Here is a 15,455-nt window from a genome sequence, read left to right as displayed (position 1 = left end):
AGATATTCTGAGAAAAGTGGTTCAAATAACGCAAAAACCGCCCAAATGAGGGCGGTTCTGCTTATCGTTTAGACTTAGTTAAGCTGTACACCCAAGGCCTTTGCGATGCCTTCTCCGTAAGCAGCATCTGCCTTGTAGAAGTGCTGCAGCTGACGTTGAACCACATCACTGGAAACGCCGGACATTGCACCGGCAATGTTGTTGATCAGCAGGGCTTTCTGCTCATTGCTCATCAAGCGGAACAACGCACCGGCATGGCTGTAGTAATCAGTATCTTCACGGTGATCGTAACGATCGGCCGCGCCGCTCAGGGCCAGTGCTGGCTCTGCGTATTGTGGAGCTTGCTTCGGCGCACCGGCGTAGCTATTGGGCTCGTAGTTCGGTGTACTGCCACCGTTGCTGCCAAATGCCATGGAGCCGTCGCGCTGATAGCTGTTGACCGGGCTACGTGGCGCATTCACCGGCAATTGCTGGTGATTGGTACCAACACGGTAGCGATGCGCATCAGCGTAGGCGAATACCCGACCTTGCAGCATACGGTCCGGCGACAGACCTACACCGGGCACCATGTTGCTTGGACCAAACGCCGCCTGCTCGACTTCAGCGAAGTAGTTCTGCGGGTTGCGATTGAGCTCAAGCTCACCGACTTCGATCAACGGGAACTCTTGCTGCGACCAGGTTTTGGTCACGTCGAACGGGTTCTCGTAATGCGCCGCGGCCTGGGCCTCGGTCATGATCTGAACGCACACGCGCCATTTCGGGAAGTCACCGCACTCGATCGCACCGAACAGGTCGCGTTGAGCGTAATCAGGATCAGTACCGGCCAGGCGTGCAGCCTCTGCCGGCGCCAGGTTCTTGATGCCTTGTTTGGTCTTGTAGTGCCACTTCACCCAGTGACGCTCGCCTTTGGCGTTGATCAGGCTGTAGGTGTGGCTGCCGAAGCCGTGCATATGACGGTAGCCGTCAGGGATACCGCGATCGGAAAACAGAATGGTGACCTGGTGCAGCGCCTCAGGCGAATGCGACCAGAAGTCCCACATCATCTGCGCGCTTTTCAGGTTGCTTTGCGGCAGACGTTTTTGGGTGTGGATAAAGTCTGGAAATTTCAGCGGATCACGAATGAAGAACACTGGCGTGTTGTTGCCAACGATGTCCCAGTTGCCTTCTTCGGTGTAGAACTTCAACGCAAAACCACGCGGATCGCGTTCGGTATCTGCCGAACCGCGCTCACCGCCGACAGTGGAGAAACGCAAAAAGGTCGGGGTTTGCTTGCCAACGGATTCAAACAGCTTGGCGCTGGTGTACTGGGTAATGTCGCGGGTCACGGTGAACGTACCGTAAGCACCCGAGCCCTTGGCATGTACACGGCGCTCCGGGATGTTTTCACGGTTGAAGTGGGCAAGCTTCTCGATCAGGTGAAAGTCGTCGAGCAGCAGCGGGCCACGAGGGCCGGCAGAGCGGGAATTCTGGTTGTCGGCGACGGGTGCGCCACTGGCGGTAGTAAGCGTTTTACTCTGGCTCATGCTCAATCTTCCTCTTCCGTCTTGGAAACTGCCGGCTAATCGGCTGGGAGGGAGTATTGAACACGAACATGGCAGCATCAAATTCATTAAATTGTCTTGATCGATAGAAATTAACTAACGATCAACCCTTGCAGTCAGCAAGGGTATCAACGTAACGCTTCAGTGCACTTTTCTTGCAGGCACAAAAAACCGGGCACTAGGCCCGGTTCTTCGTTTCAGACTGACGTCTTACTCAGCGGATACAGCTTCACCGCCGACAGCACGATCAACCAACTCGACGTACGCCATAGGCGCGTTGTCGCCAGCGCGGAAACCGCACTTGAGGATGCGCAGGTAGCCACCCTCACGGGTAGCGTAACGCTTGCCCAGGTCGTTGAAGAGCTTACCAACGATAGCTTTCGAACGAGTACGGTCGAAAGCCAGACGGCGGTTAGCCAGGCTGTCTGTCTTGGCCAAAGTGATCAGCGGCTCAGCAACGCGACGCAGTTCTTTAGCTTTTGGCAGTGTAGTTTTGATCAGCTCGTGCTCGAACAGCGACACCGCCATGTTTTGAAACATGGCCTTGCGGTGCGAGCTGGTGCGGCTCAGGTGACGACCACTTTTACGATGACGCATGGTTCATTCCTTACCAAACACAACGTTCGGTGATTACGACGATCAGGCAGTCGCCTTGTCGTCCTTCTTAAGACTTGCAGGCGGCCAGTTGTCGAGGCGCATGCCGAGGGACAGACCGCGGGAGGCCAGAACGTCCTTGATTTCAGTCAAGGATTTCTTGCCAAGGTTCGGAGTCTTCAACAGTTCTACTTCGGTACGCTGAATCAGGTCACCGATGTAGTAAATGTTTTCCGCCTTAAGGCAGTTAGCCGAACGTACAGTCAGTTCCAGATCGTCAACCGGGCGAAGCAGGATCGGATCGATCTCGTCTTCTTGCTCGATTACCACTGGCTCGCTGTCACCTTTGAGGTCGACGAACGCAGCCAACTGCTGTTGCAGAATGGTTGCAGCGCGGCGGATAGCCTCTTCAGGATCCAGAGTACCGTTGGTTTCCAGATCAATAACCAGCTTGTCCAGGTTAGTACGCTGCTCGACACGGGCGTTTTCCACCACGTATGCGATACGGCGAACCGGGCTGAACGAAGAGTCAAGCTGCAAGCGACCAATGCTGCGGCTTTCGTCTTCATCGCTCTGACGCGAGTCGGCCGGTTCATAACCACGACCACGAGCTACTACTAGCTTCATGTTCAGGGCGCCGTTAGACGCCAGGTTAGCGATTACGTGATCGGGATTAACGATCTCGACATCATGATCCAGCTGAATATCGGCAGCGGTAACCACCCCCGAACCCTTCTTCGACAAGGTCAGCGTAACTTCGTCACGGCCGTGCAGCTTGATAGCCAGACCTTTAAGGTTCAACAGGATTTCAATTACGTCTTCCTGTACACCTTCGATGGCGCTGTACTCGTGGAGCACACCGTCAATCTCGGCCTCGACTACTGCACAGCCGGGCATTGAGGACAACAGGATGCGGCGCAGCGCGTTGCCCAGGGTGTGGCCAAAACCACGCTCGAGAGGCTCGAGAGTGATCTTGGCGCGGGTTGGACTGACAACCTGCACATCAATATGGCGGGGTGTCAGGAACTCATTTACCGAAATCTGCATGGATGCACCTATTTTCTAGCCCTTACTTGGAGTAGAGCTCGACAATCAGGCTTTCGTTGATGTCGGCGGACAGATCACTGCGAGCTGGAACGTTCTTGAAAACGCCCGACTTCTTCTCAGTGTCTACTTCTACCCATTCTACGCGGCCACGTTGGGCACACAGATCGAGAGCTTGGACAATGCGAAGTTGGTTCTTTGCTTTCTCGCGAATCGCGACCACGTCACCAGCACGAACCTGGTAGGACGGAACGTTTACGGTCTGACCGTTAACGCTGACGGATTTGTGCGATACCAGCTGACGGGATTCGGCACGAGTCGAACCAAAGCCCATACGGTATACAACGTTGTCCAGACGGCATTCGAGCAGCTGCAACAGGTTTTCGCCAGTTGCGCCTTTCTTGCCAGCAGCTTCTTTGTAGTAGCCGCTGAATTGACGCTCGAGAACGCCGTAGATACGACGGACCTTCTGCTTTTCACGCAGTTGGGTGCCGTAATCGGACTGGCGACCGCGGCGTTGGCCGTGGATACCAGGTGCTGCTTCAATGTTGCACTTCGATTCGATCGCGCGCACGCCGCTCTTCAGGAAGAGATCGGTGCCTTCGCGACGAGCGAGTTTGCATTTTGGACCAATGTAACGAGCCATTCTTTACAATCTCCTGGATTACACGCGGCGCTTCTTCGGCGGACGGCACCCGTTGTGCGGGATTGGCGTCACGTCGGTGATGCTGGCGATCTTATAGCCACAGCCGTTCAAAGCACGGACAGCGGACTCACGACCTGGACCTGGACCTTTGACGTTAACGTCGAGGTTTTTCAGGCCATATTCCAGCGCAGCTTGACCAGCACGTTCAGCAGCTACTTGAGCAGCAAACGGGGTGGACTTGCGGGAACCGCGGAAACCCGAACCACCAGAGGTAGCCCAGGAAAGAGCGTTACCTTGACGGTCGGTGATGGTCACGATTGTGTTGTTAAAAGACGCGTGGATGTGGGCGATGCCATCAACCACTGTCTTTTTGACTTTTTTACGAGGACGAGCAGCAGGTTTTGCCATGATTAAATTCCTGTCGATTCGCTGGGGCGATTACTTGCGGATCGGCTTACGCGGACCTTTACGGGTACGCGCGTTGGTCTTGGTACGCTGACCGCGTACTGGCAGACCACGACGATGACGCAGACCGCGATAGCAACCGAGGTCCATCAAGCGCTTGATTTTCATGTTGATTTCGCGACGCAGGTCACCTTCAGTGGTGAACTTCGCCACTTCGCCACGCAGCTGTTCAATCTGCTCGTCGCTCAGATCCTTGATCTTTGCGGCTGGGTTTACCCCAGTCACTGCACAGATCTTCTGTGCAGTTGTGCGACCAACACCATAGATGTAGGTCAGCGAGATAACAGTATGCTTGTTATCTGGAATGTTGACGCCTGCAATACGGGCCATTCAGTGGGACTCCAATTGACAGCTACCTACGCCCCGGAAGCCAAGAAATAGGGCGCGAGATAATATCGCTGTAATAACAAATAATCAACCCAGCAGCGCACTAGCTGCTGGGCTTGAAGCACAATCACACTCAGCCTTGGCGCTGTTTGTGACGCGGTTCCGCGCTGCAAATTACTCGAACAACACCTTCGCGGCGAATAATCTTGCAGTTACGGCACAGCTTTTTCACCGATGCACGAACTTTCATCACCAACTCCTCGAACCTTATGGGTCAGCGCAGCATGCCGCTGCCGTAACCCTTCAGGTTGGCTTTCTTCATCAGGGATTCGTACTGGTGCGAAACGAGGTGCGATTGTACTTGGGACATGAAGTCCATCACAACCACGACCACGATCAGCAACGAGGTCCCGCCAAGGTAGAACGGAACGTTTGCTGCAACCACCAGGAACTGGGGCAACAAGCACACGGCCGTCATATAAAGAGCACCGAACATGGTCAAGCGAGTCAGAACGCCATCAATATAGCGCGCAGACTGCTCACCTGGACGGATACCCGGAATAAAGGCACCGGACTTCTTCAGGTTTTCCGCTACGTCTTTCGGATTGAACATCAACGCCGTATAGAAGAAGCAGAAGAAAATAATCCCTGCACTAAACAGCAGAATATTCAACGGCTGACCAGGAGCGATCGACTGCGAGATGTCCTGCAACCAGCCCATACCTTCAGACTGACCAAACCAGGCACCCAACGAAGCCGGGAACAGCAAAATGCTGCTCGCGAAAATAGCCGGGATAACACCGGCCATGTTCACTTTCAGCGGCAAGTGGCTAGTCTGCGCAGCAAACACCTTGCGGCCCTGCTGACGCTTGGCGTAGTGAACAGCAATACGACGCTGACCACGCTCAATGAACACCACGAAACCGATAATCGCTACTGCCAGCAAACCGATGGCAACCAGGGCGAAGATGTTGATATCACCCTGACGCGCAGACTCGAAAGACTGCCCGATTGCTCTCGGAAGACCGGCGACGATACCCGAAAAAATCAACATCGAGATACCGTTGCCAACACCACGCTCAGTAATCTGCTCACCCAGCCACATCATGAACATCGCACCAGCCACAAAAGTGGATACCGCGACGAAATGGAAGCCAAAGTCACCAGTGAACGCAACGCCCTGCCCCGCCAGGCCAATGGACATGCCAATAGCCTGAACGAGAGCGAGAACGACAGTGCCGTAGCGGGTGTACTGGCTGATCTTGCGACGGCCAGCTTCACCTTCCTTCTTCAACTGCTCCAGCTGCGGGCTGACGGCTGTCATCAGTTGCATGATGATCGATGCCGAAATGTACGGCATGATCCCCAGTGCAAAGATGCTCATCCGCTCCAGCGCGCCGCCGGAAAACATGTTGAACAAGCTAAGAATGGTCCCCTCATTCTGTCGAAACAGGTCTGCGAGTCGGTCCGGGTTGATACCTGGAACCGGGATGTGTGCGCCTATTCGGTAGACGATAATCGCCAGGAACAGAAAACGCAGACGAGCCCAGAGTTCAGACATACCGCCTTTGCCGAGCGCAGAGAGAGCACCTTGCTTAGCCATTTATTCCTCGAACTTGCCGCCAGCTGCTTCGATAGCCGCACGCGCACCTTTGGTGGCGCCGATTCCCTTTCCGATGGTGACAGCGCGAGTAACTTCGCCGGACAGCATGATTTTCACACGCTGAACGTTGACGTTAATTACGTTGGCATCTTTCAGGGACTGCACGGTGACGATGTCGCCTTCCACTTTAGCCAGCTCGGACAGACGCACTTCTGCGCGATCCATGGCTTTCAGGGAAACGAAACCGAACTTCGGCAGGCGACGATGCAGCGGCTGTTGACCGCCTTCAAAGCCTGGAGCAATGGTGCCACCGGAGCGGGAGGTTTGACCTTTGTGACCACGGCCACCAGTCTTACCCAAACCACTACCGATACCACGGCCCGGACGATGCTTTTCGCGACGGGAACCCGGCGCTGGACTCAGATCATTGAGTTTCATCGATTAACCCTCGACACGCAGCATGTAGTAAGCCTTGTTGATCATCCCGCGATTCTCGGGAGTATCCAGCACTTCTACAGTGTGACCGATGCGACGCAGACCCAGACCCTTAACGCACAGTTTGTGGTTAGGGATGCGGCCGGTCATGCTTTTGATCAGCGTTACTTTAACGGTAGCCATGATCAGAAGATCTCCTTGACGCTTTTGCCACGCTTGGCGGCAATGGATTCAGGAGACTGCATAGCTTTCAAACCTTTGAAAGTGGCGTGAACCACGTTTACCGGGTTAGTCGAGCCGTAGCACTTGGCCAGAACGTTCTGAACGCCAGCAACTTCGAGGACAGCACGCATAGCGCCGCCAGCGATGATACCGGTACCTTCAGAAGCAGGCTGCATGTACACCTTCGAAGCGCCATGGGCGGACTTCATTGCGTACTGCAGAGTGGTGCCGTTCAGATCAACTTGGATCATGTTGCGGCGAGCAGCTTCCATTGCCTTCTGGATCGCAGCAGGCACTTCACGCGACTTGCCACGGCCGAAGCCAACGCGCCCTTTACCATCACCAACCACGGTCAACGCGGTGAAAGTGAAGATACGGCCGCCTTTAACGGTTTTGGCTACGCGGTTAACTTGAACCAGCTTCTCGATGTAGCCTTCGTCGCGCTTTTGGTCGTTATTTGACATAACTTAGAACTCCAGCCCAGCTTCACGAGCAGCATCAGCCAGCGCCTTGACGCGACCGTGGTACTTGAAGCCAGAGCGGTCGAAAGCCACCTGCGAGACGCCAGCGGCTTTAGCACGCGTAGCGACCAGCTGGCCAACCTTAGTGGCCGCGTCGATGTTGCCAGTGGCGCCATCACGCAGTTCTTTATCCAAAGTCGAGGCACTTGCCAGGACTTTGTTGCCGTCGGCCGAAATGACCTGGGCGTAGATGTGCTGCGACGAACGGAACACGCAGAGACGCACGACTTCGAGTTCGTGCATTTTCAGGCGTGCTTTGCGAGCGCGACGCAGTCGAGTAACTTTTTTGTCGGTCATTTGCTATGCCCTACTTCTTCTTGGCTTCTTTACGACGGACGACTTCGTCCGCGTAGCGCACACCTTTACCTTTGTAAGGCTCTGGTGGACGGAAGTCGCGGATCTCGGCGGCCACTTGACCTACCAGCTGCTTATCGATACCCCGAATCAGGATGTCGGTTTGGCTAGGAGTCTCAGCGGTGATGCCTTCCGGCAGTTCGTAATCCACTGGGTGCGAGAAGCCAAGAGCCAGGTTCAGCACTGTGCCTTTTGCTTGCGCTTTGTAACCAACACCGACCAGCTGGAGCTTGCGCTCGAAGCCTTGGCTTACGCCTTGGACCATGTTGTTTACCAACGCACGAGTGGTACCAGCCATTGCGCGAGTTTGTTGATCGCCATTGCGAGCAGCGAAACGCAGCTCACCAGCTTCTTCAACGATCTCAACGGACGAATGGATGTTCAGTTCAAGAGTGCCCTTGGCACCCTTCACCGAAAGCTGTTGGCCTGCGAATTTAACTTCGACACCGGCTGGCAGCTTAACGGGGTTCTTAGCGACGCGTGACATGCTTATCCCCCCTTAGAACACAGTGCAAAGAACTTCGCCGCCGACACCGGCAGCGCGCGCAGCACGATCCGTCATCACACCTTTGTTGGTGGAGACGATAGACACACCGAGACCGCCACGAACTTTTGGCAGATCATCGACGGACTTGTACTGACGCAGGCCTGGACGGCTAACGCGCTTCACTTCCTCGATGACCGGACGGCCTTCGAAGTACTTCAGCTCGATGGACAGCAGTGGTTTGATTTCGCTGCTGATCTGATAACCCGCAATGTAACCTTCGTCCTTCAGGACTTTGGCAACAGCTACCTTCAAAGTAGAAGATGGCATGCTTACGACGGACTTTTCAGCCATCTGGGCATTACGGATTCGAGTTAGCATGTCCGCTAACGGGTCCTGCATACTCATGGGCTAGACGCTCCTAATACAAAAAAATAAGCCTTGCGGCTACTACCTTCGCCGAGAAACTCCGCACGAAAAAAGCACGGGCTCAGGCGAGCCGGGTATTCTAGACACACCCCACAAATGAATCAAGCCCCAATAGGGGCTTGATTCAAGTTCAAGGTCACCGGCGGTCAGGATCTTGCGACCCCGAGCACCGAGACTTTGATAGTGCTTACCAGCTGGCTTTAACCAGACCAGGTACGTCACCACGCATTGCCGCTTCACGCAGTTTGTTACGGCCGAGGCCGAACTTGCGGTAAACGCCGTGTGGACGACCGGTCAGGCGGCAGCGGTTACGCATGCGCGAAGCGCTTGCGTCACGTGGCTGCTTCTGCAGAGCTACTGTAGCTTCCCAACGCGCTTCTGGACTTGCGTTCAGATCAACGATGATAGCTTTCAGTGCTGCACGCTTTTTGGCGTACTTGGCAACCGTGAGCTGACGCTTCAGCTCGCGGTTTTTCATGCTCATCTTGGCCATTTTCCTACTCCAATCAGTTGCGGAACGGGAATTTGAAAGCACGCAGCAATGCGCGACCTTCGTCATCGTTCTTGGCAGTGGTGGTCAGGGTAATGTCCAGACCGCGGAGAGCATCGATCTTGTCGTAATCGATTTCCGGGAAAATGATCTGCTCTTTTACGCCCATGCTGTAGTTACCACGACCATCGAAGGACTTGGCATTCAGGCCGCGGAAGTCGCGAACCCGAGGCAGGGAGATCGACAGCAGACGATCCAGGAACTCGTACATACGCTCACGGCGCAGGGTCACTTTGACGCCGATCGGCCAACCTTCACGGACTTTAAAGCCAGCGATGGATTTCCGAGCGTAGGTCACAACGACTTTCTGGCCGGTGATCTTTTCCAGGTCAGCAACAGCGTGCTCGATGACTTTTTTGTCGCCGATCGCTTCGCCCAGACCCATGTTCAGGGTGATTTTGGTAACGCGCGGAACTTCCATCACGTTCGAAAGCTTAAGTTCTTCCTTAAGTTTCGGTGCGATTTCCTTCCGGTAAATCTCTTTTAGTCGTGCCATGGTCTTCTACCTAGCAGTGTTCAAGCATCAACCGCTTTTTGGGTCGACTTGAAGACACGAATTTTCTTGCCGTCTTCTACTTTGAAACCAACGCGGTCAGCCTTGTTGGTTTCGCCGTTGAAAATGGCGACGTTGGAAGCGTGCAGTGGCGCTTCTTTTTCGACGATACCGCCTTGTACGCCCGACATCGGGTTAGGCTTGGTATGACGCTTAACCAGGTTCAGACCACCAACGACCAGACGGTCGTCAGCGAGAACCTTAAGCACCTTACCGCGCTTACCTTTGTCTTTGCCGGCGATCACGATGATCTCGTCGTCACGACGAATCTTTTGCATGTCGGATCTCCTTACAGCACTTCTGGGGCGAGCGAGACGATCTTCATGAACTTCTCAGTACGAAGTTCACGGGTCACTGGCCCAAAGATACGGGTGCCGATCGGCTCTTGCTTGTTGTTCAGAAGAACAGCAGCGTTGCCATCAAAGCGGATAATGGAGCCATCAGCACGACGTACGCCGTGACGAGTGCGGACTACAACAGCAGTCATCACTTGGCCTTTTTTCACTTTACCGCGAGGAATTGCTTCCTTGACGGTAACTTTGATGATGTCACCGATACCAGCGTAACGACGATGGGAGCCACCCAGCACCTTGATGCACATAACACGGCGAGCGCCGCTGTTATCGGCCACATCGAGCATGGATTGAGTCTGAATCATATAATTTCTCCGACCCCTAGTCCTTAGACTTCCACAGCGCGTTCGAGAACATCAACCAGTGCCCAAGACTTGGTCTTGGCCAAAGGACGAGTTTCACGAATAGTGACTTTGTCGCCGATGTGGCACTGATTGGTTTCGTCGTGCGCGTGCAGCTTAGTCGAACGCTTAACGTATTTACCGTAGATCGGGTGCTTTACGCGACGCTCGATCAGAACGGTGATGGTCTTGTCCATTTTGTCGCTGACAACACGGCCAGTCAGCGTACGGACGGTTTTTTCGGCTTCAGCCATGATTACTTACCTGCCTGCTGTTTGAGCACAGTCTTCACGCGAGCGATGTCACGCTTAACTTGCCGGAGCAGGTGAGACTGCCCCAACTGGCCAGTTGCTTTCTGCATACGCAGATTGAACTGGTCGCGCAGCAGGCCGAGCAGTTGCTCGTTTAGCTGCGGCGCGTCTTTTTCACGAAGTTCATTCGCTTTCATCACATCACCGTCCGTTTAACAAAGGAGGTGGCGAGCGGCAGCTTTGCAGCAGCCAGGGCGAAAGCCTCACGCGCCAGCTCTTCAGAAACGCCCTCGATTTCATACAGGACTTTGCCTGGCTGAATCTGGGCAACCCAGTATTCCACGTTACCCTTACCTTTACCCATCCGAACTTCGAGTGGCTTTTTGGTTACAGGCTTGTCCGGGAACACACGGATCCAGATCTTGCCGCCACGTTTTACGTGACGGGTCAGAGCACGACGCGCTGACTCGATCTGACGAGCGGTGAGACGACCACGAGCAACAGACTTCAGCGCGAACTCGCCGAAGCTGACTTTGCTACCGCGCAATGCCAGACCACGGTTGTGGCCAGTCATCTGCTTGCGGAACTTCGTACGCTTTGGTTGCAACATTTGGCGTACCCCTTACTTAGCAGCTTTTTTACGAGGCGCTGGTGCTTGTGGTTTCAGCTCTTCTTGGCGACCACCAATTACTTCGCCTTTGAAGATCCAAACCTTTACACCGATCACACCATAAGTGGTGTGAGCTTCGTAGTTGGCATAGTCGATGTCGGCACGCAGGGTGTGCAGTGGCACACGACCTTCGCGATACCATTCAGTACGTGCGATTTCAGCACCGCCGAGACGACCGCTCACTTGGATTTTGATGCCTTTGGCACCAATGCGCATGGCGTTCTGAACAGCGCGCTTCATAGCGCGACGGAACATTACACGACGCTCCAGCTGCTGAGCTACGCTCTGCGCAACCAGCATACCGTCGAGTTCCGGCTTACGGATCTCTTCGATATTGATGTGCACAGGCACACCCATTTGCTTGGTCAGGTCCTGACGCAGTTTCTCAACATCCTCACCTTTCTTCCCGATAACGATACCTGGACGAGCGGTGTGGATGGTGATACGTGCAGTTTGGGCCGGACGATGGATATCGATACGGCTTACGGACGCGCTTTTTAGTTTGTCTTGGAGATACTCACGCACCTTCAGATCAGCGAACAAATAGTCCGCATAAGTCCGACCGTCTGCGTACCAGACGGAGGTGTGCTCCTTGACGATTCCCAGGCGAATGCCAATGGGATGTACTTTCTGACCCATCTCTTCGACTCCGTTACTTGTCAGCAACCTTGACAGTGATATGGCAAGACCGCTTGACGATGCGATCAGCACGGCCTTTGGCACGTGGCATGATGCGCTTCAGCGAACGCCCTTCGTTGACGAAAACGGTGCTGACTTTAAGGTCATCAACGTCTGCGCCTTCGTTATGCTCGGCGTTGGCTACGGCCGACTCCAGCACTTTCTTCATGATCTCGGCGGCTTTCTTACTGCTGAAAGCCAACAGGTTGAGCGCTTCGCCCACCTTCTTCCCGCGGATCTGGTCGGCGACCAAGCGGGCTTTCTGGGCGGAGATTCGAGCGCCCGACAACTTAGCGGCTACTTCCATTTCCTAACCCCTTAACGCTTGGCTTTCTTGTCAGCCACGTGCCCGCGATATGTGCGGGTACCGGCGAACTCGCCCAGTTTGTGGCCGACCATGTCTTCGTTAACGAGAACTGGGACGTGTTGACGACCGTTGTGTACTGCGATGGTCAGACCGACCATTTGTGGCAGGATCATCGAACGGCGCGACCAGGTTTTAACTGGTTTGCGATCGTTCTTTTCCGCCGCCACTTCGATCTTCTTCAGTAGGTGAAGATCGATAAAAGGACCTTTTTTCAGAGAACGTGGCACTGTCGTATCCCTCTATTTACTTGCGACGACGGACGATCATTTTGTCGGTACGCTTATTACCACGAGTCTTCGCGCCCTTAGTCGGGAAGCCCCATGGCGATACCGGATGACGACCACCAGAGGTACGACCTTCACCACCACCATGTGGGTGGTCAACCGGGTTCATGGCAACACCACGAACGGTTGGGCGAACGCCACGCCAGCGTTTGGCACCAGCTTTACCCAGCGAACGCAGGCTGTGCTCGGAGTTCGAGACTTCACCCAGGGTCGCGCGGCATTCAGCCAGCACTTTACGCATCTCACCAGAACGCAGACGCAGGGTCACGTAGACACCTTCACGAGCGATCAGCTGAGCCGAAGCACCAGCGGAACGAGCGATTTGCGCGCCTTTACCTGGCTTCAATTCGATGCCGTGTACGGTGCTACCAACTGGAATGTTACGCAGTTGCAGAGCGTTGCCCGGCTTGATCGGTGCCAGAGCACCTGCGATCAGCTGGTCGCCAGCACTCACGCCTTTAGGGGCGATGATGTAGCGACGCTCGCCATCTGCGTACAGCAGCAGAGCGATGTGAGCAGTACGGTTTGGATCGTATTCAATACGCTCGACAGTGGCAGCGATGCCATCTTTGTCGTTGCGACGGAAATCGACCAGACGATAATGCTGCTTATGGCCACCACCGATGTGACGAGTGGTAATACGACCATTGTTGTTACGACCACCAGTCTTCGATTTTTTCTCGAGCAGCGGTGCGTGAGGAGCGCCTTTATGCAGCTCCTGGTTGACCACCTTGACCACAAAACGGCGGCCAGGGGAAGTCGGTTTGCATTTAACGATTGCCATGATGCACCCCTTCCTTACTCAGCACTGCTGCTGAAATCGAGATCTTGGCCTGGCTGAAGGGAGATAACTGCCTTCTTCCAGTCATTACGCTTGCCCAGACCGCGAGCAGTGCGCTTGCTCTTACCCAGAACATTCAGGGTAGTAACACGCTCTACTTTCACGCTGAACAGGCTTTCGACGGCCTTCTTGATTTCCAGCTTGGTTGCGTCAGTTGCAACCTTGAAAACGAACTGGCCTTTCTTGTCAGCCAGAACCGTAGCCTTCTCGGAAACGTGCGGGCCAAGCAGAACTTTAAATACGCGTTCCTGGTTCATCCCAGCAGCTCCTCGAATTTCTTCACGGCCGACACGGTGATCAACACCTTGTCGTATGCGATCAGACTAACTGGATCGGAACCTTGCACGTCACGTACATCAACGTGTGGCAGGTTACGAGCAGCCAGGTACAGGTTCTGATCAATCACTTCAGACACGATCAAGACGTCAGTCAGGCCCATGCCAGTCAGTTTGTTCAGCAGATCTTTGGTCTTCGGTGCATCAACAGCGAAGTCCTGAACCACGACCAGACGATCAGTACGCACCAGCTCAGCAAGGATGGAACGCATTGCTGCGCGATACATCTTCTTGTTCAGCTTCTGGGTGTGATCCTGAGGACGAGCTGCGAAAGTGGTACCGCCGCCACGCCAGATTGGGCTACGGATAGTACCGGCACGAGCACGGCCAGTACCTTTCTGACGCCATGGGCGCTTACCGCCACCACGAACGTCGGAACGGGTCTTTTGCTGCTTGCTACCTTGACGGCCGCCGGCCATGTAGGCCACGACTGCTTGGTGAACCAGCGTCTCGTTGAAATCGCCGCCAAATGTCAGTTCGGAAACTTCGATCGCTTGAGCGTCATTTACATTTAATTGCATGTCAGCTTCCCCTTAACCGCGAGCCTTGGCTGCTGGACGTACAACCAGGTTGCCGCCAGTAGCGCCAGGAACAGCACCCTTGACCAACAACAGATTGCGTTCAGCGTCCACGCGCACTACTTCCAGGGACTGCACGGTCACGCGCTCAGCGCCCATATGACCGGACATTTTTTTGCCCTTGAATACACGACCAGGAGTCTGGCACTGGCCGATAGAGCCTGGGACGCGGTGGGATACGGAGTTACCGTGGGTGTTATCTTGCCCGCGGAAATTCCAACGCTTGATCGTACCCTGGAAGCCTTTACCTTTGGACTGACCGGTTACATCAACCAGTTGACCAGCAGCGAAGATTTCAGCGTTGATCAGATCGCCGGCCTGGTACTCGCCTTCTTCAAGACGGAATTCCATTACGGTACGACCAGCGGCAACGTTCGCTTTAGCGAAGTGGCCAGCTTGAGCAGCTGTTACACGCGAAGCACGACGCTCGCCGACAGTGACTTGCACTGCACGATAGCCATCGGTCTCTTCAGTTTTGAACTGGGTGACGCGATTCGGCTCGATCTCAATGACCGTGACCGGAATGGAGACACCTTCTTCGGTGAAAATACGGGTCATACCGCATTTACGACCGACTACACCAATAGTCATGTTGTAAACCTCATGAGTGTACGGGGCTTTCACCCGCTATGGCCGCCCATTTCAGAGCGTTACACGACTAAGACCGAGTCTTAGCCGAGGCTGATCTGCACTTCCACACCGGCCGCAAGATCAAGCTTCATAAGTGCATCAACGGTTTTATCCGTTGGCTGGACGATGTCCAGAACGCGCTTATGAGTACGGATCTCGTACTGGTCACGCGCGTCTTTGTTGACGTGCGGGGAGACCAGAACGGTGAACCGCTCTTTACGGGTAGGCAGTGGAATTGGACCACGCACTTGAGCACCAGTACGTTTCGCGGTTTCCACGATTTCCTGGGTGGATTGGTCGATCAGGCGATGGTCAAAAGCCTTCAACCTGATACGGATTTGCTGATTTTGCATTGGATT

At 54.6% G+C, this 15,455-nt stretch carries 29 protein-coding genes; all 29 read right to left on the bottom strand.

What is annotated here, in order from left to right:
* Positions 1-74 precede the first annotated feature (74 nt).
* The 29 genes from BK659_RS01715 to rpsJ all read right to left on the bottom strand — a co-directional run bounded on the left by BK659_RS01715 (position 75) and on the right by rpsJ (position 15,449).
* Entirely contained in the window at positions 75-1,523 is a 1,449-nt protein-coding gene (locus BK659_RS01715) for a catalase (RefSeq protein WP_123423432.1), read from the bottom strand.
* Between the two features lie 228 nt (positions 1,524-1,751).
* Positions 1,752-2,138 (bottom strand): 50S ribosomal protein L17, encoded by a 387-nt coding sequence (gene rplQ / locus BK659_RS01710; protein ID WP_007924175.1) that lies wholly within the window; start codon positions 2,136-2,138, stop codon positions 1,752-1,754.
* A 42-nt stretch (positions 2,139-2,180) separates the two neighbouring features.
* Positions 2,181-3,182: a DNA-directed RNA polymerase subunit alpha gene (locus BK659_RS01705; RefSeq protein ID WP_007924176.1), complete on the bottom strand. Its 1,002-nt coding sequence runs from the start codon at positions 3,180-3,182 to the stop codon at positions 2,181-2,183.
* 22 nt (positions 3,183-3,204) lie between these two features.
* Positions 3,205-3,825 carry a 30S ribosomal protein S4 gene (gene rpsD, locus BK659_RS01700; protein ID WP_003210056.1) on the bottom strand — a complete coding sequence of 207 codons (621 nt, stop codon included), beginning with the start codon at positions 3,823-3,825 and terminating at the stop codon, positions 3,205-3,207.
* An 18-nt stretch (positions 3,826-3,843) separates the two neighbouring features.
* Entirely contained in the window at positions 3,844-4,233 is a 390-nt protein-coding gene (gene rpsK / locus BK659_RS01695) for a 30S ribosomal protein S11 (protein WP_002555466.1), read from the bottom strand.
* Positions 4,234-4,263: 30 nt separating this feature from the next.
* Positions 4,264-4,620 carry a 30S ribosomal protein S13 gene (gene rpsM / locus BK659_RS01690; RefSeq protein WP_003186020.1) on the bottom strand — a complete coding sequence of 119 codons (357 nt, stop codon included), beginning with the start codon at positions 4,618-4,620 and terminating at the stop codon, positions 4,264-4,266.
* A 130-nt stretch (positions 4,621-4,750) separates the two neighbouring features.
* Complete coding sequence (rpmJ, locus tag BK659_RS01685) at positions 4,751-4,867, bottom strand: 50S ribosomal protein L36 (RefSeq protein ID WP_002555468.1); 117 nt, start codon at positions 4,865-4,867, stop codon at positions 4,751-4,753.
* A gap of 24 nt (positions 4,868-4,891) precedes the next feature.
* Positions 4,892-6,220 (bottom strand): preprotein translocase subunit SecY, encoded by a 1,329-nt coding sequence (secY, locus tag BK659_RS01680; RefSeq protein ID WP_003228718.1) that lies wholly within the window; start codon positions 6,218-6,220, stop codon positions 4,892-4,894.
* On the bottom strand, positions 6,221-6,658 hold the full coding sequence (gene rplO, locus BK659_RS01675) for a 50S ribosomal protein L15 (protein ID WP_003228720.1): 438 nt from the start codon (positions 6,656-6,658) through the stop codon (positions 6,221-6,223).
* Between the two features lie 3 nt (positions 6,659-6,661).
* On the bottom strand, positions 6,662-6,838 hold the full coding sequence (gene rpmD, locus BK659_RS01670; RefSeq protein WP_003186033.1) for a 50S ribosomal protein L30: 177 nt from the start codon (positions 6,836-6,838) through the stop codon (positions 6,662-6,664).
* A 2-nt stretch (positions 6,839-6,840) separates the two neighbouring features.
* A complete protein-coding gene (gene rpsE / locus BK659_RS01665) occupies positions 6,841-7,341 on the bottom strand; it encodes a 30S ribosomal protein S5 (RefSeq protein WP_003186035.1) in 501 nt (166 codons plus the stop codon).
* Positions 7,342-7,344: 3 nt separating this feature from the next.
* On the bottom strand, positions 7,345-7,695 hold the full coding sequence (rplR, locus tag BK659_RS01660; protein WP_003186037.1) for a 50S ribosomal protein L18: 351 nt from the start codon (positions 7,693-7,695) through the stop codon (positions 7,345-7,347).
* Positions 7,696-7,705: 10 nt separating this feature from the next.
* The gene (gene rplF, locus BK659_RS01655; RefSeq protein ID WP_007896774.1) at positions 7,706-8,239 is read right to left on the bottom strand and encodes a 50S ribosomal protein L6; all 534 of its coding nucleotides are present in this window, start codon (positions 8,237-8,239) and stop codon (positions 7,706-7,708) included.
* A 12-nt stretch (positions 8,240-8,251) separates the two neighbouring features.
* Positions 8,252-8,644: a 30S ribosomal protein S8 gene (gene rpsH, locus BK659_RS01650; RefSeq protein WP_003186040.1), complete on the bottom strand. Its 393-nt coding sequence runs from the start codon at positions 8,642-8,644 to the stop codon at positions 8,252-8,254.
* 208 nt (positions 8,645-8,852) lie between these two features.
* Entirely contained in the window at positions 8,853-9,158 is a 306-nt protein-coding gene (gene rpsN, locus BK659_RS01645; RefSeq protein WP_003176414.1) for a 30S ribosomal protein S14, read from the bottom strand.
* Between the two features lie 13 nt (positions 9,159-9,171).
* Positions 9,172-9,711, bottom strand: a complete 540-nt coding sequence (rplE, locus tag BK659_RS01640) for a 50S ribosomal protein L5 (protein WP_003210069.1) — start codon at positions 9,709-9,711, stop codon at positions 9,172-9,174.
* Positions 9,712-9,731: 20 nt separating this feature from the next.
* Positions 9,732-10,046, bottom strand: coding sequence for a 50S ribosomal protein L24 (gene rplX, locus BK659_RS01635; protein WP_007896770.1), 315 nt, complete (start codon positions 10,044-10,046; stop codon positions 9,732-9,734).
* An 11-nt stretch (positions 10,047-10,057) separates the two neighbouring features.
* On the bottom strand, positions 10,058-10,426 hold the full coding sequence (gene rplN, locus BK659_RS01630; RefSeq protein WP_002555479.1) for a 50S ribosomal protein L14: 369 nt from the start codon (positions 10,424-10,426) through the stop codon (positions 10,058-10,060).
* A 23-nt stretch (positions 10,427-10,449) separates the two neighbouring features.
* Complete coding sequence (gene rpsQ, locus BK659_RS01625) at positions 10,450-10,716, bottom strand: 30S ribosomal protein S17 (protein WP_003176419.1); 267 nt, start codon at positions 10,714-10,716, stop codon at positions 10,450-10,452.
* 2 nt (positions 10,717-10,718) lie between these two features.
* A complete protein-coding gene (gene rpmC, locus BK659_RS01620; protein ID WP_008030901.1) occupies positions 10,719-10,910 on the bottom strand; it encodes a 50S ribosomal protein L29 in 192 nt (63 codons plus the stop codon).
* On the bottom strand, positions 10,910-11,323 hold the full coding sequence (rplP, locus tag BK659_RS01615; protein ID WP_003186052.1) for a 50S ribosomal protein L16: 414 nt from the start codon (positions 11,321-11,323) through the stop codon (positions 10,910-10,912). Before rplP ends, rpmC begins: the two co-directional genes overlap by 1 nt.
* A 12-nt stretch (positions 11,324-11,335) precedes the next feature.
* Complete coding sequence (gene rpsC, locus BK659_RS01610; RefSeq protein WP_003176422.1) at positions 11,336-12,022, bottom strand: 30S ribosomal protein S3; 687 nt, start codon at positions 12,020-12,022, stop codon at positions 11,336-11,338.
* Positions 12,023-12,035: 13 nt separating this feature from the next.
* Positions 12,036-12,368, bottom strand: a complete 333-nt coding sequence (gene rplV, locus BK659_RS01605; protein ID WP_003103908.1) for a 50S ribosomal protein L22 — start codon at positions 12,366-12,368, stop codon at positions 12,036-12,038.
* Between the two features lie 11 nt (positions 12,369-12,379).
* Positions 12,380-12,655, bottom strand: coding sequence for a 30S ribosomal protein S19 (rpsS, locus tag BK659_RS01600; RefSeq protein WP_002555486.1), 276 nt, complete (start codon positions 12,653-12,655; stop codon positions 12,380-12,382).
* Positions 12,656-12,671: 16 nt separating this feature from the next.
* The gene (gene rplB, locus BK659_RS01595) at positions 12,672-13,496 is read right to left on the bottom strand and encodes a 50S ribosomal protein L2 (RefSeq protein WP_003210080.1); all 825 of its coding nucleotides are present in this window, start codon (positions 13,494-13,496) and stop codon (positions 12,672-12,674) included.
* Between the two features lie 14 nt (positions 13,497-13,510).
* Entirely contained in the window at positions 13,511-13,810 is a 300-nt protein-coding gene (gene rplW / locus BK659_RS01590; RefSeq protein WP_002555488.1) for a 50S ribosomal protein L23, read from the bottom strand.
* Positions 13,807-14,409: a 50S ribosomal protein L4 gene (gene rplD, locus BK659_RS01585; RefSeq protein ID WP_123423431.1), complete on the bottom strand. Its 603-nt coding sequence runs from the start codon at positions 14,407-14,409 to the stop codon at positions 13,807-13,809. The genes rplW and rplD overlap by 4 nt, the downstream gene beginning before the upstream one ends.
* Before the next feature lie 12 nt (positions 14,410-14,421).
* Positions 14,422-15,057, bottom strand: a complete 636-nt coding sequence (gene rplC, locus BK659_RS01580; RefSeq protein ID WP_003186059.1) for a 50S ribosomal protein L3 — start codon at positions 15,055-15,057, stop codon at positions 14,422-14,424.
* An 80-nt stretch (positions 15,058-15,137) separates the two neighbouring features.
* A complete protein-coding gene (rpsJ, locus tag BK659_RS01575; RefSeq protein ID WP_003186070.1) occupies positions 15,138-15,449 on the bottom strand; it encodes a 30S ribosomal protein S10 in 312 nt (103 codons plus the stop codon).
* Positions 15,450-15,455 lie beyond the last annotated feature (6 nt).

Source organism: Pseudomonas brassicacearum (assembly GCF_003732225.1).
In the GTDB taxonomy this organism is placed as follows: Bacteria; Pseudomonadota; Gammaproteobacteria; order Pseudomonadales; family Pseudomonadaceae; genus Aquipseudomonas; species Aquipseudomonas brassicacearum_E.
Note: the sequence above shows the minus strand (reverse complement) of the source record. Positions and strands in the feature narration are given on the sequence as shown.

Coding starts and splice junctions, on each gene's coding strand:
- BK659_RS01715 (WP_123423432.1), bottom strand. CDS start 1,523: ATGAGCCAGAGTAAAACGCTTACTACCGCCAGTGGCGCACCCGTCGCC.
- rplQ (WP_007924175.1), bottom strand. CDS start 2,138: ATGCGTCATCGTAAAAGTGGTCGTCACCTGAGCCGCACCAGCTCGCAC.
- BK659_RS01705 (WP_007924176.1), bottom strand. CDS start 3,182: ATGCAGATTTCGGTAAATGAGTTCCTGACACCCCGCCATATTGATGTG.
- rpsD (WP_003210056.1), bottom strand. CDS start 3,825: ATGGCTCGTTACATTGGTCCAAAATGCAAACTCGCTCGTCGCGAAGGC.
- rpsK (WP_002555466.1), bottom strand. CDS start 4,233: ATGGCAAAACCTGCTGCTCGTCCTCGTAAAAAAGTCAAAAAGACAGTG.
- rpsM (WP_003186020.1), bottom strand. CDS start 4,620: ATGGCCCGTATTGCAGGCGTCAACATTCCAGATAACAAGCATACTGTT.
- rpmJ (WP_002555468.1), bottom strand. CDS start 4,867: ATGAAAGTTCGTGCATCGGTGAAAAAGCTGTGCCGTAACTGCAAGATT.
- secY (WP_003228718.1), bottom strand. CDS start 6,220: ATGGCTAAGCAAGGTGCTCTCTCTGCGCTCGGCAAAGGCGGTATGTCT.
- rplO (WP_003228720.1), bottom strand. CDS start 6,658: ATGAAACTCAATGATCTGAGTCCAGCGCCGGGTTCCCGTCGCGAAAAG.
- rpmD (WP_003186033.1), bottom strand. CDS start 6,838: ATGGCTACCGTTAAAGTAACGCTGATCAAAAGCATGACCGGCCGCATC.
- rpsE (WP_003186035.1), bottom strand. CDS start 7,341: ATGTCAAATAACGACCAAAAGCGCGACGAAGGCTACATCGAGAAGCTG.
- rplR (WP_003186037.1), bottom strand. CDS start 7,695: ATGACCGACAAAAAAGTTACTCGACTGCGTCGCGCTCGCAAAGCACGC.
- rplF (WP_007896774.1), bottom strand. CDS start 8,239: ATGTCACGCGTCGCTAAGAACCCCGTTAAGCTGCCAGCCGGTGTCGAA.
- rpsH (WP_003186040.1), bottom strand. CDS start 8,644: ATGAGTATGCAGGACCCGTTAGCGGACATGCTAACTCGAATCCGTAAT.
- rpsN (WP_003176414.1), bottom strand. CDS start 9,158: ATGGCCAAGATGAGCATGAAAAACCGCGAGCTGAAGCGTCAGCTCACG.
- rplE (WP_003210069.1), bottom strand. CDS start 9,711: ATGGCACGACTAAAAGAGATTTACCGGAAGGAAATCGCACCGAAACTT.
- rplX (WP_007896770.1), bottom strand. CDS start 10,046: ATGCAAAAGATTCGTCGTGACGACGAGATCATCGTGATCGCCGGCAAA.
- rplN (WP_002555479.1), bottom strand. CDS start 10,426: ATGATTCAGACTCAATCCATGCTCGATGTGGCCGATAACAGCGGCGCT.
- rpsQ (WP_003176419.1), bottom strand. CDS start 10,716: ATGGCTGAAGCCGAAAAAACCGTCCGTACGCTGACTGGCCGTGTTGTC.
- rpmC (WP_008030901.1), bottom strand. CDS start 10,910: ATGAAAGCGAATGAACTTCGTGAAAAAGACGCGCCGCAGCTAAACGAG.
- rplP (WP_003186052.1), bottom strand. CDS start 11,323: ATGTTGCAACCAAAGCGTACGAAGTTCCGCAAGCAGATGACTGGCCAC.
- rpsC (WP_003176422.1), bottom strand. CDS start 12,022: ATGGGTCAGAAAGTACATCCCATTGGCATTCGCCTGGGAATCGTCAAG.
- rplV (WP_003103908.1), bottom strand. CDS start 12,368: ATGGAAGTAGCCGCTAAGTTGTCGGGCGCTCGAATCTCCGCCCAGAAA.
- rplB (WP_003210080.1), bottom strand. CDS start 13,496: ATGGCAATCGTTAAATGCAAACCGACTTCCCCTGGCCGCCGTTTTGTG.
- rplW (WP_002555488.1), bottom strand. CDS start 13,810: ATGAACCAGGAACGCGTATTTAAAGTTCTGCTTGGCCCGCACGTTTCC.
- rplD (WP_123423431.1), bottom strand. CDS start 14,409: ATGCAATTAAATGTAAATGACGCTCAAGCGATCGAAGTTTCCGAACTG.
- rplC (WP_003186059.1), bottom strand. CDS start 15,057: ATGACTATTGGTGTAGTCGGTCGTAAATGCGGTATGACCCGTATTTTC.
- rpsJ (WP_003186070.1), bottom strand. CDS start 15,449: ATGCAAAATCAGCAAATCCGTATCAGGTTGAAGGCTTTTGACCATCGC.